We start from the raw sequence: 16,935 nt of genomic DNA on the forward strand, positions 1-16,935 counted from the left end.
GTGCTATTTTTATGAATACATTCTCTCCCCATCCCATCGCGAAGCCACCTGTTGCTTCGCAACAACGGCATTCGATCAAACCAGGATTCACACTGGTAGAGCTGCTCGTCGTGATTGCCATCATTGGCGTTCTGGTCGGCTTGTTGCTACCCGCGGTTCAAGCAGCTCGTGAAGCTGCACGACGGATGCAGTGCAGCAACAACGCCAAGCAAATAGGCTTGGGAATTCACAACTACCACTCGGCTTACAATCAGCTTCCGATGAGCCGCGGAGGTACATCACGAGTGTCCGGTAGCACTGGCGACTCGGTTATCCCACGCACATTGGGTGGGTCGTTGGGAGGCAACAATCGATTCAACCGCAGCGCCTTGGTTCCAATCCTGCCGTTCATTGAACAACAGGGGCTATGGGAACAAATCGCCAACCAATTCAAAGTTGTCGAGCCAGCAGGCTCCGACTTGTATTACAGCGCGTTCGGCCCTAACCCCGAAATGTCGCTCACGCACCACACAACTGCACGCTATGACCCTTGGATGACAAACGTCGCGACCTACCGTTGCCCCAGTGATCCGGGCAACGGCTTGCCAGGCCAGGGACGCACGAACTTTGGCATGAGTTTGGGAGATGCGCTCGGTCAGCAAAACACCGGCGGTGTCTACGAAACCGCCAGGCCGAATCCAACGGAATACCCACGAGCCAATCGGTCAAACCGCGGCATGTTCCGGTCACGAGTGGCACTGAAGTTTCGTGACGTGCTGGACGGTCTTTCCAACACCATCATGGTCGGCGAAATGAACACAGACCTGGGCGACCGCCACAAAACCACCCAGGTTGTGAATGATGCCAACTTCGGTGCAACGATCATCAACAACCCAAGTCTATGCAACACAATGGAAATTGATCCTGACCGACCAGCGTTCTGGGCATCGTCAGCCACGTTCGCCGGTGGCGCTCAAATCCAAAGAGGTTTGAAATGGGCGTGTGGTTTCCCTGTCTTCACCGCTATCACCACGATCGCACCTCCAAACTCAGCGGTTTGCAGCACGGGCAACAGCACCTGGCAACCTGGGCTTTATCCGCCTAGCAGTCGTCACCAAGGCGGTGTTCACATTCTCCTAGGCGATGGGGCAGTCAAGTTTGTCACTGACTCGATCGAAGCCGGTGACCAAACCGCGGGAAATATTTGGTGGAACGGAACTGGCGACAGAGCACCGGGAATGCCCAGTCCTTACGGGTTGTGGGGTGCGCTCGGAACGCGAGCCACCAAAGAACAAGTCTCCGCAGACTTCTGATCCGTCGAATCGAAAATTTGTGAACATTAACTCAGTGGACGTCTCGGTAGCGTCCGCTGAGAACGAGGTTCAAGACCGTTCCACTTGCTGGCGATAGGCGGCCGGTGATTGGCCGACCATGGATGTGAATCTTCGATAGAAAGTCGACAGGTCAGCGAAACCGGATTCGAAGGCAACCGACGCGATCGGTAAATCGGTTTCCTGCAACAGTTTCTTGGCGTGCTCGATTCCGAGCTCTCGCACTCGTCGCAGCCAAGTCGTGCCCGTCAGCTCACGAAAAAGATGGGTGAAGGTGCGGCGAGACAAACCGAGTTGATTCGCAGCGGCATCAATCGTCGTTGCTTCCAAGAACGATGTCTGCAACTCGTCGATGTATTGCTGGACGATTTCGGCGTCAGTTGCATGAGCGACGCTGTTTGGCTCAAGAGCCACCGCATCATCGCCTTCCTTTCGATTGCAATCGAAATCGGTCACGCCCCGAAGCAAACGCCAAGCGTCGATCATCATGTCGACGCCACACGAAGCCAATGCCAAGTCTTGCGTGTAAACCATCCGCCGCAAAGTTGAGGCGACAAAATGCGTTTGCCGACTACCGCCCGACAACTTGCCCGAAGCAATCTTTTCTGCGGTGACGGGCTCCGCCTTCAACACATTCTCGCAAATGCAGCCGACATACAAACTGGACGGTGTTCCTTCGCCATCACAAATTCGATTTCGCTGATGCGGTGCAATCACGAACACATCGCCAGCTGAGAATTCGATGACTCGATCATCGAGGTGAAACATCCCCGCGCCGCTGAGGAAGTAAACGATTTTGACGAACGCGTGCTCACGCCACTGCATCGAAAAATCGGGAGCGTGATGACTCTCCAGCACCAACACACCCCATGGCGGCAACTGCTCTGACATCGCCGTGCGAACCTGCCGGGCACGTGTCGGCGAGGACGACTGAGAGTGTGGCGAGTTTCCGGACATCGATTGGATCCCCGGAACGATCACACGGATGGAGCAGCCAGCTTGGCCCGCAATGACGGAATGATTGGACGAGGTACAAATTTCGCCAAGTGATCGTCGTTTTCGCTGAGTGCAGCGATCTGTTTCAACAGCGATGAACTGACGTGAGCAAACCGTTCGTCGGCCATCAAGAACACGGTTTCAATATCTGCATCCAGCTGACGATTGGCCATCATCATGGTGAACTCGCCCGCGATGTCGGTAAGCGGCCGGATGCCTCGCACCATGACGCCCGCCCCAAGTGAACGAACGAAATCAACCGCCAAACCATCAAAGGTTTGAACACGGACGTTGGGCAAGTGATTCGAGATCGTTTGCACTAACTCGATGCGTTCTTCCGGATTGAACAAAGACTTCTTGTCAGCATTGATGCCGATTCCAACCACCAACGTGTCAAACAACTTCGATGCACGTTCAATGATGTGCAAATGCCCAAGCGTGACGGGATCGAAAGAACCTGTGTACACAGCGATGGAGTGCGAAAGCTCACCCGCGTCATTCGAGGAGTTCAGAGTCAAAACAGATCAGCTCCGCGCTGGATTGGAAGAAGAGACAGCGGGGGACGAGGCGACCAAATCGGCCAGTCGTTGCAAATCCGCGTCGTCATTATAGACATGAACGCTGGCCCGAATGCCGCCACCGCGACAACTGATCACCACGCCCGCATCGAGCGCCCGAGTGCGAAAATCGTCGGGCGATTCCCCCGGCACTTCAAACGTCGTGATCGCACTGGCGTGAGGCGTCTCATCCCACGGGCCAAACAACAACTTCGCACCGGCCTGGGTCAGCATCGTGCGAAGACGCTGAGCACGTTCCAAAACACGGTTTCCGATTGCGTCGGCACCGAATCGTTGTGACACGGCGGTGAACATCTCCAAACTGGCCGCGAATGCGATCATTCCCGATTGGTTCAGCGAACCGCCCTCGAAACGAGATGAGTCCTCACGCAGTTCAAACTTGGATCCTGAAAACAGGTGAGCGTTCTCAACGCTCTTCCAACCCACAGTCGGACAACGCAGGGAATTCAAATGGCGTTTGCGAATCACCGCCACCCCGGCACCCTCGGGTCCCAGCAACCACTTGTGTCCATCGGCGGCCACAAAGTCAACATCGCAGGTTCGCATGTCGAGCGGGTACATGCCCAATCCCTGGATCGCGTCGAGGAACACCAGCACACCGCGGGCATGGGCTTCCTTCACCAAGTGATCCAGATCCACACGAAAGCCGCTGGCGTAACCAACCCAACTGACCGAAATCAACCGCGTGCGTTCATCGACCTGAGCCATCAAGTCCGCAACTTCAACATGCCCTTCACGACGCGGAACGATTCGAATCTCAACGCCGCGAGATTGCTGGTTGAGCCATGGATACAGGTTGCTTGGGAACTCGCCCTCCGGAACAACCATGTTGTCACCGGGTTTCCAATCCAAACCTTCGGCAACCAGATTGATTCCCGTGGTGGTATTGGGAACCAAGGTGACTTCTTCCTTGTCGCAATGAATCAAATCCGACGTCAAGTCTCGCAGTCGATTGACGGCGTTGGACCAATCCATCCAGTGGACGTCCCCGTGCGATTCGGCAACATCGGCAAACGAACGAAGAGCATCGGCGGCAGGCAGGCTGATCGGAGCCACGGCGGCATGATCGAAGTAAGCCCAATGATTCGTCACGGGCATGCGATCCCGCCACCACAACCATGGGTCATCACCCATGTCAGATCCGACTGGCACACTCGCGTCTCGCGACGAAGGCTTGGAAACCATCACGGCTTGATTCCCGTCATCAGTCCCAAACCAACGCGACTGGCGGCGATGAAGGTGAACTGGATCGATTCCAACCCGGCATCTTTCATTCGCTCCTGAGCCTCTTTCAGCTCAGGCACCGCACCGCCTGCGGTTTCGATTCCGATCCGCAACGCTTCGATCGACTCTGCCAGACTCGGTCGGTTCGGACCTTCAAACGAATCAATCACGATCACTCGTCCGCCGGGCTTCACCGCTGACGTTGCACGTTGCAACATCAGACGAATTTGATCGGGCGAGTAGCTGTTGAGTCGTTGTGCGATCAACACATGATCGTACTGATTCTCAGGAAGCTCTGCGGTCAGAGCGTCGCCTTCGATGGACTCGAAACGATCGCCCAACTCGATTGAATTGGCCGTTGCCATGGCGGCTTCCAAGGCACCGGGGTGGTCGACCAGCGTGACGCTCAATTGAGGATCACGGTGAGCCGCCGCACAGCTCCAAACCGCCGAGCCACATCCCAGGTCCAGCAAGGTCTGGGGTTTCGATTCATCAGAACTCAGAACCGTGCCCTCGCCTTCGCCTTCTTCTCCCGGCGTCGGTCCAAAGTCCAATATCTCGGCCGCCTGCATCGCAGCGGGGGTGTGCACCCACTGAGTCGCAGCGATGGAATCAAAACGGCTTTGCGGGACAGCGGTTTCGGCGGACGATTGCGATTCCGATTTCAAAGCTGTGGGAGCCTCTCGCCAAACCGCGTCGCCCAAGTCCGCGTCGTATTGGCACAACAGTCGAGCCACCGATGAGATCGCATAGTCCTCGGCATACTTCTCGATGATGCCCACCGACGTCAGAGGTCGCAGCAACAGCAACAACCGCGACTCAGGCAAACCCGTGCGTTCCGCCAGTGCCTCCAGCGTTTTCTGGCCTTCCAACAAAGCGTCGAACAACCCCAGTTCACGGCCGGTTCGCAACACATGCGATGTGGCGTTGATGGTCATCAATTCCTGGTAGTGATCCAGGGTACGGTCTTGGGCGGACATACAATCAGAGAAGAAGAGTCAAACGGTCAGGTGATATCTGCAAAAAGTCGTGAGAGGACGTCCAACGAAACGTCAGACAACATCCGTGGCTCACCACTCTTCGCCGCGAAGACGAGCGATTTCCATCGAGTCCTTGTCGCCTCGCCCGGACAAGCAGATCACCAGGTGTTCTTGGTCCGACATCTTGCCAGCGATCTCGATGGCTTTGGCAACCGCATGGGACGTCTCCAACGCTGCCAAGATACCTTCGCTGGATGCCAATCGCTCGAACGCGGTCATCGCCTCGTCGTCACGACAATCGATGTAGTCAACGCGTTTAGTGTCTTTCCAATAACTGTGTTCTGGACCAACACCGGGATAGTCCAACCCAGCGCTCATCGAATGAACGTCGCACGTTTGACCATCCTCGTCCTGCATCACGTAGCTGTAACTGCCGTGCAAGACACCGGGGTTTCCATAAGACAATGGCGAGGCATGATCACCAGCTGTTGCGGATCGACCGCCAGCCTCGACGCCGACCATTCGCACGCCTTCATCTTCCACAAACGGATAGAACATGCCGGCCGCGTTGCTGCCACCACCGACGCAAGCGACAACACAATCAGGAAGACGCCCAAACGTGTCCCGGCACTGCTCGCGAGTTTCGCGGCCGATCACCGATTGAAAATCGCGAACCATCATGGGGAACGGGTGAGGACCGATCACGCTGCCGATGATGTAGTGAGTGTTCTCGACCGAAGCCATCCAGTCTCGCATCGCTTCATTGACCGCGTCCCGCAACGTTCGCGAACCGGACTCGACGGCCGAGATATTGGCGCCGAGCAACTTCATGCTGAACACGTTGGGTTTTTGCCGCCGAATGTCTTCGGCACCCATGTAAACGGTGCAGGGCAGCCCAAAGTGAGCGCACGCCGTCGCCGATGCCACGCCGTGCTGTCCGGCACCCGTTTCGGCGATCACTCGGGTTTTGCCCATTCGCAACGTCAGCAACGCTTGCCCGATCGTGTTGTTGATTTTGTGAGCACCGGTGTGATTGAGGTCTTCCCGTTTCAACCAAATCTGGGCTCCGCCAACGGCCGACGACAACCGTTTGGCGTGGTACAGCGGGCTGGGGCGACCGACAAAGGTCTTCAGCAAGCCGTCCAATTCACGCTGGAATTCGGGATCACGCTTGGCCTTCTCGTACTCTTCGGAGAGCTCATCGAGTGCCCGCGTGAGTGTTTCGGGAACGAAACGGCCACCAAAATCGCCAAATCGTCCGCGGGGATCGGGGACTTGGGCGGAGGCGTGTTGCTGCGACGGGGCGGTACTCATGAGGTAGTTTCAGCGGGAAAAACGAAATGGGTTCGAAGACTTCCGTAACCGAATTGTCACTGGAGAACAAAACTTGGTCAACGTGAAGCGAGACACGTACGGAGCGATGTTTCGCACTTCTGGGGCCAAGGTTTGCTTCCAAACCGTGTTCGGGGTCGACTTCAGCGGTGCCGCCTTGGCCGGAAAGAACGCCTGGATCGCCGAAATCCAGATTTCGCCGAATTGCTCCACTTCGCCGCCGCTGAAGCTGGTGGATCTTCAACCACTCGGGCGGGTCGCCGGGCAGGACGAACGAGAACGCGTCTATCCGTGGCTGACGAATCGAATCATGGCCAGCAAGGATGCCCTGTGGGGAATGGACTTTCCGTTTGGATTGCCGGTCGAGTTGGATCTGGGAAGCTGGAACGATCAACTGAACCATGTCGCGATTCACTCAGGCGACGCGAAAAGCTATGGGCGGTCACTGGTGGAATTGGCTCGCCAGCGATCCGGTGCGATTCACATTCGTCGTGAAACCGATCGCGAAACGCAAACGCCTTTTGATTGCTACCACTACCGAATCATCTACCAAACGTTTCACGGCATGCGAGACGTCTTGCTACCAATCAAGGATTCGCCCACAACCGCCGTCATGCCATTCCAGGCGGACAAGCTCGCCCGATCGATGACCGGCCAAGCCTCCACCGCCATACGCAACATCGTGGTTGAGGCCTGTCCTTCGTCAACGTTGAAACGAATGCAGCTGCCTCACCAGCGATACAAGCAAACCGGGAACAAGCGAATCGACGCGGTCCATCTTCGAACCCGCCAGCAAATCCTCCGCGGCCTTCGAGAGATCGTTCAAATCTCCGCTCACCGACGGCGGGTGATCTTGAGCAATCCTGGTGGAGACGCTTTGGACGCCGTTCTGGCGGGTGTGGGTGCTTGGTCCGGTTGGAATCGCGTGGACCATCGCCAAATTGCCAAGCACGACCGCTACCCACGCGAAGGCTTTGTTTACTGTTGAGCCGATTGGGTCAAGTTTAACGCCCGAGTGTGCCGATCCAACGAATACACGTGTGCGCGCACGATCGTTCGGCTTCACACTTTCGCGAGACGACCATGGGGCTGTTCGGCACCATTCAACAATCAAAGGGCGCGCTTGACGCGGCCCAGATTGGACTGCAAGTCGTTGGCAACAACATCGCCAACGCCAACACCGAAGGCTACATCCGCCAGCGTCTCGAACAGACGCCCGCGGTGGCCTATCGCCAAGGCAACTTGATCCAAGGTCACGGTGTTCGCGCCACCGGTGTCGTGCAGGTCATCGACCAGCAGTTGGCCGAACGGATGTTCAACGCCAAGACTGCGGCGGCCGGTGCGGACTCGCTCAGTTCGGCCTACGGCCAACTCGAAACGTTGATCACGGACCTTGATGGTGGCGGGTTGAACGAGCAATTCAGTCTTTTTAACAACGCACTGCATGACCTGTCGACGCAGCCCAACGACGCGGCCACCCGTGAATTTGTGATCATCCAAGGCGAAGCTCTCGCCACCAGCATGAAACAAATCCGAACCAGAGCCGGCGAACTGCAAGACGGCTGGAACGCGGAAGTGGACGACGCCGCCACGCAGATCAATCGACTGACCGAACGAATCGCACAGCTCAACGTCGAGATCGCAACCATCGAAGGCGGTGGGACACTCGGAAGCGACGCAACCGGTCTTCGCGACCAACGCTATCGCGACCTCGAAGAACTCGCCAGTTACGTCAACATCAACTTCCAAGAACAAGCATCAGGTAACGTCAGCGTGTTCGTCGGCGGTGACTACTTGATTGCCGACGGCAATCGCCGCGAGGTCTACTCGGCCTACGACGAGGATGCCGGCGGATTGGAAGTTCGAATTGTCGATACCGACGCACCCCTCAAAGCGAAAGGCGGCAAACTCGGTGCTGCCATCGAAGCTCGAAGCGGTGTTTTTGGCGAATACGTCGAAAACCTGGATCACATGGCAGCAGCTCTGATTCGTGGAGTCAACAGCGTCCACTCTCAAGGCCAAGGTCGCACGGGATTTTCATCCTTGGTGTCCAGCAACACCAGTGAACCCGGCGTTCCGCTGAGTGCCGCTGAACTGCCATTTGAACCCAACAATGGCAGCTTCGATTTCAACATCGTCGACACCAGCGGTGAACTGATCAGCACCACGCGAATCAACGTTCGAAACCTGGGAACGATCGACGACTCGACCATCTCATCGATCGTTGCCGACATCAATGCGGTTGAAGGCGTGACCGCATCGATCTCGGGCGACGGGCGAGTGCGAATCGACAGTGATTCGGCGACATCCAAATTCACCTTTGGCGAAGACACCAGTGGCTTCCTCGCCGCGGCTGGAATGAACACGTTCTTCACCGGAACATCGGCGGTGGACATCGCCGTGAACTCCGTCGTGAAAGACGACATCGATTTGCTGGCGATATCCGAAGGCGGTATCAATGCCGACACGAACACGCTCTACAACCTGTTGGACATCGTCGATGAACCACTAGACGAACTCGGCAACCGTTCGATTCGCGGGATGCACGAACAGGCCATCTCGACCCTGGGACGCGAAATCAGCGTGCAGAAAAGTGCGACCGATGGGCTGAACGATTTGTACGCTTCTCTCCAAAGTCAGCACCTCGCGATCACCGGTGTGAACATCGACGAAGAGTCGATTAAGATGATCTCTTACCAACGCGCGTTCCAAGCTTCCTCGCGTGTGATTTCAACCGCAGCGGAAATGCTGGACATCTTGTTGGCAATTTGATTTGAGTGGCTATCTGCAAGAACTGACGCTTCGATTGTCCGTCGGTGCAAGCCGCTTGAATCCCGACTTCCGTTCTCGCCACGCCAACTGGCTGAAGAACTGTCAACGTGACGATGGTGGATTCGCTGGCCGTGAGGGCGAAAGCGATCCTTACTACACCAGCTTCGCATTGCGAACGCTTTGGGTGCTTGGAGAACTGGATTCCGAAATAGCCGAAGCTGCCGGCATCTTCCTGCGACAACGGATGCAGAAACGAGACTCCATCGTCGACCTGATGTCGCTGATCTTCGCCGCCGCCATCCTCGAAATGGCATCGGGCGTTGTCGTGATCTCCGACGAAGACCATCAGTGGCGGGACAACGTCGCCGCGTTGCTGGCCAAACTTCGCACCCATGATGGCGGATTCGCGAAAACACCCGAAGGCCGTGCGGGCAGCACCTATCAAACGTTTCTGTCAGTCCTGTGCCACGAACTGATGGAAGTTCCCGTTCCGGATGTGGAAGGCGTGTTGCGTTTTTTGGCCAGCCAGAACCAACCCGATGGCGGCTACCGAGAAATTCGCGTCGCGAAACGAGCGGGTGTGAACCCAACTGCCGCGGCGATTGGATCGCTCAAGACGCTCGGCCATTTGGATCCGACCGAGCAAACCAACACGATCGAATTTCTGCTCGAGATGCAAGGCGATGAAGGCGGATTGGCCGCGAACACTCGGATCCCGTTTGCGGACCTGCTGAGCTCCTGCACCGGGCTGATCACGCTGGTCGACCTTGGTGCCGCCTCGCGTTTGAATGCACCGCGTTTGCAAAGCTATGCCGAGTCGATGCAGCGTGACGGCGGCTTCGTCGGTTTCGCTCTCGATCAAACTCCGGACGTCGAATACACGTTCTATGGCGTCGCGACGATGTCGTTGTTGCAGACGTTGGATTTGTAGAAGAGTCCGAATTCTTACCTAGTCCGGCTACGTTTGGATCACAAAAAAACGCCTTGCTCATGAAAGCCATGAGCAAGGCGTTTTGTGTTTCAAATTCTCGGTTCAACGATCAGTTGACGGAGACACGTTTGAAGGCCACCACTTCGGCTTCGGGGTGGAATTCTTTGATCGCAGCTTCCACTGTCTTGGTGTCATCCAAGGCGTAGAACTGGCTCAACAAGCAACGCTCTTGATCGAGCAAAGTGTTGTCGGCGATGAAACGCTCGAGCTTCCCAGGAACGATCTTGTCCCAGATCTTCTCAGGCTTGCCTTCGGCCTTCAGTTCAGCCTTGATGGCTTCTTCAGTCGCAGCCAAGACTTCAGGAGTCAGTTGGCGACGGCTAGCGAACTGAGGAACGTTCTTCATCGGCTTGCCGAGGTTTTCCTTCTCGTTCAACTCATTCTCAGCGTTGATCTGAGCCTGAAGAGCTTCGGTTTCTTTCTGAACGAAATCTTCGTCGAATTCGTTTGGATCGAGGATCTGTGGTTTCATAGCAGCGATGTGCATCGAAACGCCGCGGAAGAACTGATCCGCACCGTCTTTTGAGCCATCTTTGTAAGAAACCAAAACGCCGATCTTCGCACCCGCGTGGATGTACGAAGACAAGTTTTCGCCTTCAACAACTTCCAGGTTCGTCACTTCGATCTTTTCACCGACCTTGCCGGTTTCGTTGACCAAACGTTCCTTGACAGTCGTCCCGTCGATCTCGAGCGCATTGACGTCATCGACGGTTTTGCAATCAGCATCGAAAGCCATCTTGGCGATGGTGTTGGTCAACTCGATGAACGCTTCGTTCTTAGCAACGAAATCGGTTTCGCAACCAAGCGACAGAAGCAGACCTTTGTTGCCTTCGACCACGGCAGCCACGACGCCTTCGGAAGCTTCGCGGTCCGCACGTTTCGCGGCGACCTTTTGGCCTTTCTTGCGGAGGTAGTCCATTGCGCCGTCCAAGTCGCCACCGGATTCTTCCAGTGCCTTCTTGCAGTCCATCATCCCAGCGCCGGTGGACTTGCGAAGTTCGCTCACCGCCTTAGCGGAAATCGTCGTCATGTTTCTGTTTCCTAATCGTTGATTGAATTCAGTGAATGTGGGGTCGAGATCAGCCTTCGCTTGACGCGGCGGCAGCTTCTTCAGCAGGTTGCTCTGCTGGCGCGGCGGCTTCAGGAGCAGCTTGTGCGTTGGGCGCCGCTTCGGTTTGGGTTTGTCCCTTGCCAGCGATCACGGCGTCGGCCAATTCACGCATGATCATTTCAACGCTGCGGATCCCGTCATCGTTGCCTGGAATCGGCAAATCGATTTGGCTTGGGTCGCTGTCGGTATCGATCAGAGCAACAGTTGTGATGCCCAATCGTTTTGCTTCGCGAACCGCGTTGCGTTCTTTGCCTGGGTCAACGATGAACATGACTTCTGGCAAACGGTTCATCGTTCGCAGACCGTTCAGGTTGCGATACATCTTGCGATATTCGCGGTTCAGCGACGATTGCATTTTCTTGCTGTAGTCGTTGATGCCGTCGCCAGCACGCAGTGCTTCCAGCTCTTCCAAACGGCCCAGACGGCTGCGAATGGTGCGGAAGTTGGTCAGCGTGCCACCGAGCCAACGCTCGCTGACGAAAGGCATGCCGCAACGCAGCGACTGCTCTTCAACGGCTTCACCAGCTTGACGCTTGGTACCGACGAACAGGATCAGGCTGCCGCCAGCGGCGACTTGCGACAAATACTTCTTCGCTCGAAGCAAACCGCGAAGTGTTTCGCGAATGTCGAGGATGTGGATTTGGTTTTTCTTGCCGAAGATGTAAGGAGCCATCTTCGGATTCCAGAGACTGGTGCGGTGACCAAAGTGGACACCAGCTTCAATCATCTCTTTGACAATTTCATTCGCCATCAGAATATTTGCCGCGCATATTCGCGGCATCTCCGGGATTTGGTCCATTGCGGGTTCGGAGAACTGGCTTTCCAACAAACAGGAAAACAGCAGCCCCAGAGCGGTGAAAACGACGCGAAAACGCGTGATTTCGGTGCCCTTCGCCCCAAAATGCAGTGAACTGGGTAAAGGATACGCCCTGCCAAAACGCAGGCGGGGCGGGAAAGGAAGGCAAAAAGTACGGCTCAGAGCAAAAATTTGCAACCCCGACGGACTTCTTCCGATCGTGTCTTCCCAAGGAATTCACGGGATTCCACGAATTTCGCGGAGGCGGAATCAGCCCGGGACCACGCTCATCGGACCTTCTGCCCTCGGACATGGCCCAAAGGGCAGCATCGAGTCGATCAAAGAACAGCCACCGCGGCGGCAATTTCCCAGACGCTCAACTCACCACTCATCGGCCAAAGCCGAACCGAAATCGACTCCGATTCGGCGAATTCACTCGTTCCGGATCCGCAGGCAAAACGAAACCGACCGCGAGTACGAATCGGCCCGGCCTCACTCCAGTGAATGATTGCCATCGCGAAGCAACCCGACCGCGATCACTGGGGTCACCACCAGACCACACAATCCCGCGTAGACGGCCTTCATCGCGATCAACGTGAACAGGCCCACTGAATCGTCGGGGAAGCCCAGCAGTGCAAGGAACGCCGGGATCGTCAAAAACGGAAACGCCACCACCGAAAACAACAAGCAACCGCCAAACGATGCCCCTTGCAAAACCCTGCCCACCCAACTCAATGATCGCGATACGACTCCGGAGCCTACTTCCGTTTTGGGAACCGGCTGCACGATCCCAGAACGAAGGTGCCGGAGCAGCACTCGAGAACTTATCATCGCCGTGATCAACGGCAACAGACAGCCAGTGCCAACAACTTCCATCGCAACGCTTTGCGGGAATTCCCACACCGGAACCGATTCCTGATCCAGAAACAGTAACCATCCCAAAAACACATTAATCGCGACGTTGATCGCCAACGGAATCAGCACATAGCCGATCAACACGTAGCGAACCGTCGCTGTGGGCCACTGACTCATCGCCCACCTTCGTCGCTGCTCGGCCCACCCAAGCCGACAGTCACTGCCTCATAGGAGGACTCCAATTGCAAACCACACTTTTCGGCCACATGGTTTTGCAGGGCATGCACAAGTTCTTCGCGGGTGCTGACGCAGCCCTTGAACGGACTGTGCTCCATTCCCAGTTGAATTCCGGGATAGAGCGACGCATCCTCCGCCAAGATTTTCTTGACAGCAGATGTTTTGATGCGGCCCCAGAAACGAGTCAGCCATTTCGACCACGCCGTTTCCTGCTCGCGTCGAAGCACAAAGACGGACACAGTCGCCCGACATGTCGTCGGGGACGTCGGCATCAACACCATCGCCTGCAGCATCGCGTCGGCCCGCATCAAAAACAGATGTGGAAACAGGTGATACATCCGGTACCGCGGGGAGCAATCGGGATGGAGTTGCGATGTCACCCACCGCGAAAAACGCATCGCGCTCGGCGATGCATGAATCGTGGCACGCATGATCGTTCCGCCATCATAAATCTCGTGCTCGATTTCATCTTCCGGTTCGAAACGAAAACTATCCGTGTGCACTGATTCCAGGTGATACGACTCGACCGTATTCTCCGCCACCACCTTCCAGTTCGCGGGGAAATCGTAATGCCAGGTCTCGGCATGAGCCCAGCGATCACCTGAAAACTCTTCCGTCACCGTCGCAAACGGTTTGAATTGTTCAGTCAATGGCGGACAACTCGGATCGAGCGATACGAAAATCAAAGGCCCGTGAACGGAGACTGAAAACTTCTTCAAACACTCCGGACCGCCACTCATCGGCCGGAAGTTCTTCGCATCCGGAATGCGACCACTTGAACCATCGACATTGAATTCCCATCCGTGGTATTGGCACTTCAATGTCGGACTGCTGCCGCAGCGTTCGTTCGACAGTGTGCTGTGCCGGTGGGGACAAACATTGAGAAAGCAGTGATAAGCACCTTGGTGGTTCCGCACCAAAATGGGAACGCCAAACAGTTCGCGGGTGAAGAAGTCCCCATCGTCGGGAGCGTCATGCAACGAGCCAACCCAGTGCCACTGCGGCCGGAACACCGTCTCCAACTCGACCTCATGTTGCGACTGGCTGCTGTAGTGCTCCGGCAGCAGAAGATGCGGCAACTTGGATTGGTTGACGAACATGAGCGATGTGAGAGGAAGGACACACAGATAACTTCACATCCAAACATAGCCACCGAAGCTCGATGATGTTGTTTGTCGAGACAGTGGCTGGATGAGATCATGAAACCAACAAAAAACCCTTCGCCGAAGAACAGCGAAGGGTTTGATGCTTGGAACACAGAGGGCTGAACCGAACGTTCGGCCCGACTGGATCAATACATGTCGTGGTCGCCACCGTGGCCGGCTTTGCCAGCTTTTTCTGGCTTCTCAGCGACCAACGCGTCGCTGGTCAGCAACAAGGTTGCGACGCTGGCTGCGTTGCCCAATGCGGTGCGAGTCACCTTGGTTGGGTCGATGACGCCGGACTTGACCAAGTCTTCGTAGACGTCGGTCAACGCGTTGTAGCCTTCGTTGCCCTTCATCGCCAAAACTTTTTCGCAGACGATGCCGCCGTCTTGGCCAGCGTTTTCGCTGATCATGGTCAACGGAGCACGGCAAGCACGCAGAACGATGTTGTAACCAACCAATTGGTCATCGCTCAGAGTGTCAGCTGGTTTGACTTTGCCGCTGGCACGCAGCAAAGCAACGCCACCGCCGGGCAGGATGCCTTCTTCAACGGCTGCGCGAGTCGCGTGCAACGCATCTTCGACGCGAGCCTTCTTTTCTTTCATTTCGCTTTCGGTCGCCGCACCGACGTTCACCTTGGCAACACCGCCAGCCAACTTGGCCAAACGCTCTTCCAATTTTTCGCGATCGTAATCGCTGGTGCTGAGTTCGATTTCGCGACGAATTTGGTCGATGCGAGCCTTGATGTCAGCGCTCTTGCCGCCACCTTCGATGACCGTCGTGTTGTCTTTGTCGACGATGATCTTCTTAGCACGACCAAGTTGTGGCAGGTCGACGCTTTCCAGCTTGACGCCAAGAGCTTCGAAGATCGCTTGACCACCGGTCAAAATCGCGATGTCTTCCATCATGGCTTTGCGACGATCGCCGTAACCAGGTGCCTTCACAGCACACACGGTGAACGTGCCACGCAGACGGTTGATGACGAGCGTTGCGAGTGCTTCGCCGTCGACGTCTTCGGCGATGATCAACAAAGGCTTGCCTTGTTGAACCACTTTTTCAAGCAAAGGCACCATGTCTTTGATGTTGCTGATCTTCTTTTCGAAGACCAAGACGTAGGCGTCTTCGAGAACGACTTCCATGCTGGTCGAGTCGGTCACGAAGTAAGGCGACAAGTAGCCGCGGTCGAACTGCATGCCTTCGACCCATTCTTGTTCGGTCTGCAGGCTCTTGCCTTCGTCGACGGTAATAACGCCGTCTTTGCCGACCTTGCTCATCGCGTCGGCGAGCAACGTTCCGATTTCACGGTCGTTGTTGCTGGCGATGGTCGCGACGTTGGCCATGGCTTCTTGGTCTTTGACTTTGACCGCCATGCTGTGAAGTTGCTCGGTGATGTCCGAGACAGCGGTTTCGATGCCGCTCTTCATTTGGATTGGGTTGACACCAGCGACGACGGCTTTGAGGCCTTCGTTGAAGATCGCTTCGGCCATCACGGTTGCGGTGGTCGTTCCGTCACCGGCAACGTCGCTGGTCTTGCTAGCGACTTCGCGAACCATCGACGCACCCATGTTTTCATAGGGGTCTTCGAGTTCGATTTCCTTGGCAACGGTCACGCCGTCTTTAGTCACGGTGGGGCTGCCGAAGCTCTTTTGCAAAATCACGTTGCGACCCTTGGGTCCCAAGGTGACTTTGACGGTGCGAGCGAGCTTGGACACGCCGCGGCGAATCGCTTCGCGTGCTTCTTGGTCAAAGGCAATGATTTTTGGCATGGTTGTCTATCAGAATTAAAGGTTTGCAGAGATGGGTTTCAGATCGACGTGTTCGCCGAGCCGTCGAGATCACTCGATCACGGCCAGGACGTCGTCTTCTCGCATGAGCAGGTATTCGGCGTCATCAACTTCGACAGTTTCGCCGGCGTAGCTGCTGAACAACACGCGGTCGCCGGTGGCCAGTTGGAAGTCAGCTCGGCTGCCGTCGTCCAGCAATTTGCCGGTGCCCAAGGCCACAACGGTTCCGCGAGCGGGTTTTTCCTTGGCCGAATCGGGAAGCACGATGCCGCCGGCAGTCGTGGTTTCGCTTTCCTCACGCTGAACAACGATGCGTTCGCCGAGGGGTTGCAAACGAATTTTGGTTGCACTCTTGGTGGCTGCAGCCATGTCCGTGACACCTTTCGTGGTATTGAGTCGAGATGTGGGGGAAATGTGTGGTGGGGCTGACCGGTATTGGCTGACTGATCAGACCGATCTCGCAAGCGGTCCGACGTCACGGCCAACCAAAATGGCAGCTTTGTTCGTTGGAGCCGCCCAATAAGCAATCGCTGTGCCGCCCCGCAAAGAACGTGACGCAAGACACTACCCAACAAGCACTTACGTCAAATCAGCGAATCCCGCCAACGCTTCAGAAGCTCACGGATGACAGCCCGCCACGGTGGCACTCGCGGTGGAACTGCCAATTGCAGGACGCTTCCCAACCCGATCGCGAGGAGGTCGTGCGGTTTTCAAGTGCCGTGCTCGCAAGGTTGAAATCACCCTCCTGAACGCAAAGGTCGTGCAGGCTTCAATTACTGTGCCAGGAACGCCTTGAGAACCCCGCCCGCGCAGAGGTCGTGCAG

General features: G+C 56.2%; 15 protein-coding genes. 4 read left to right on the forward strand and 11 right to left on the reverse strand.

The features are described from left to right. Positions 1-11 precede the first annotated feature (11 nt). The gene (locus tag RE6C_RS05105) at positions 12-1,292 is read left to right on the forward strand and encodes a DUF1559 domain-containing protein (protein WP_008654494.1); all 1,281 of its coding nucleotides are present in this window, start codon (positions 12-14) and stop codon (positions 1,290-1,292) included. Positions 1,293-1,361: 69 nt separating this feature from the next. Here RE6C_RS05105 and RE6C_RS05110 read toward each other — a convergent pair whose 3' ends face one another. From RE6C_RS05110 to trpB, 5 genes are all read right to left on the reverse strand, one after another. After that, positions 1,362-2,291, reverse strand: a complete 930-nt coding sequence (locus RE6C_RS05110; protein WP_008654497.1) for an AraC family transcriptional regulator — start codon at positions 2,289-2,291, stop codon at positions 1,362-1,364. Next, positions 2,288-2,824 (reverse strand): pantetheine-phosphate adenylyltransferase, encoded by a 537-nt coding sequence (coaD, locus tag RE6C_RS05115; protein WP_008671240.1) that lies wholly within the window; start codon positions 2,822-2,824, stop codon positions 2,288-2,290. Before coaD ends, RE6C_RS05110 begins: the two co-directional genes overlap by 4 nt. Before the next feature lie 6 nt (positions 2,825-2,830). Next, positions 2,831-4,069 carry an aminotransferase class V-fold PLP-dependent enzyme gene (locus tag RE6C_RS05120; protein WP_008654501.1) on the reverse strand — a complete coding sequence of 413 codons (1,239 nt, stop codon included), beginning with the start codon at positions 4,067-4,069 and terminating at the stop codon, positions 2,831-2,833. Beyond that, positions 4,069-5,088, reverse strand: coding sequence for a class I SAM-dependent methyltransferase (locus tag RE6C_RS05125; protein WP_008654503.1), 1,020 nt, complete (start codon positions 5,086-5,088; stop codon positions 4,069-4,071). Before RE6C_RS05125 ends, RE6C_RS05120 begins: the two co-directional genes overlap by 1 nt. Before the next feature lie 90 nt (positions 5,089-5,178). Continuing rightward, positions 5,179-6,402 (reverse strand): tryptophan synthase subunit beta, encoded by a 1,224-nt coding sequence (gene trpB, locus RE6C_RS05130; RefSeq protein ID WP_007334984.1) that lies wholly within the window; start codon positions 6,400-6,402, stop codon positions 5,179-5,181. Between the two features lie 73 nt (positions 6,403-6,475). On the opposite strand from trpB, the gene RE6C_RS05135 reads away from it, so the two are divergent. From RE6C_RS05135 to RE6C_RS05145, 3 genes are read left to right on the forward strand one after another with little or no spacing between them, the layout of a single operon-like run. Beyond that, positions 6,476-7,408: a DUF429 domain-containing protein gene (locus RE6C_RS05135; protein ID WP_008654507.1), complete on the forward strand. Its 933-nt coding sequence runs from the start codon at positions 6,476-6,478 to the stop codon at positions 7,406-7,408. Between the two features lie 50 nt (positions 7,409-7,458). Continuing rightward, positions 7,459-9,192: a flagellar hook-associated protein FlgK gene (gene flgK / locus RE6C_RS05140; RefSeq protein ID WP_236617954.1), complete on the forward strand. Its 1,734-nt coding sequence runs from the start codon at positions 7,459-7,461 to the stop codon at positions 9,190-9,192. Between the two features lies 1 nt (position 9,193). Next, complete coding sequence (locus RE6C_RS05145) at positions 9,194-10,123, forward strand: prenyltransferase/squalene oxidase repeat-containing protein (protein ID WP_008654509.1); 930 nt, start codon at positions 9,194-9,196, stop codon at positions 10,121-10,123. 109 nt (positions 10,124-10,232) lie between these two features. Here the strand turns inward: RE6C_RS05145 and tsf are convergent, their stop codons facing one another. From tsf to RE6C_RS05180, 6 genes are all read right to left on the reverse strand, one after another. Beyond that, positions 10,233-11,213 carry a translation elongation factor Ts gene (tsf, locus tag RE6C_RS05150; protein WP_008654510.1) on the reverse strand — a complete coding sequence of 327 codons (981 nt, stop codon included), beginning with the start codon at positions 11,211-11,213 and terminating at the stop codon, positions 10,233-10,235. A 49-nt stretch (positions 11,214-11,262) separates the two neighbouring features. Beyond that, positions 11,263-12,045 (reverse strand): 30S ribosomal protein S2, encoded by a 783-nt coding sequence (rpsB, locus tag RE6C_RS05155; protein ID WP_011122857.1) that lies wholly within the window; start codon positions 12,043-12,045, stop codon positions 11,263-11,265. A 537-nt stretch (positions 12,046-12,582) separates the two neighbouring features. Beyond that, complete coding sequence (locus RE6C_RS05165; RefSeq protein WP_039961244.1) at positions 12,583-13,122, reverse strand: hypothetical protein; 540 nt, start codon at positions 13,120-13,122, stop codon at positions 12,583-12,585. Then, positions 13,119-14,282, reverse strand: a complete 1,164-nt coding sequence (locus RE6C_RS05170; protein ID WP_008654514.1) for an aromatic ring-hydroxylating oxygenase subunit alpha — start codon at positions 14,280-14,282, stop codon at positions 13,119-13,121. The genes RE6C_RS05165 and RE6C_RS05170 overlap by 4 nt, the downstream gene beginning before the upstream one ends. A gap of 191 nt (positions 14,283-14,473) precedes the next feature. Further along, on the reverse strand, positions 14,474-16,093 hold the full coding sequence (groL, locus tag RE6C_RS05175; RefSeq protein ID WP_008654516.1) for a chaperonin GroEL: 1,620 nt from the start codon (positions 16,091-16,093) through the stop codon (positions 14,474-14,476). 69 nt (positions 16,094-16,162) lie between these two features. Next, positions 16,163-16,480, reverse strand: a complete 318-nt coding sequence (locus tag RE6C_RS05180; protein ID WP_008654517.1) for a co-chaperone GroES — start codon at positions 16,478-16,480, stop codon at positions 16,163-16,165. Positions 16,481-16,935: the final 455 nt, after the last annotated feature.

Origin of the sequence: Rhodopirellula europaea 6C (assembly GCF_000338295.1) — a bacterium.
Lineage (GTDB): Bacteria > Planctomycetota > Planctomycetia > Pirellulales > Pirellulaceae > Rhodopirellula > Rhodopirellula europaea.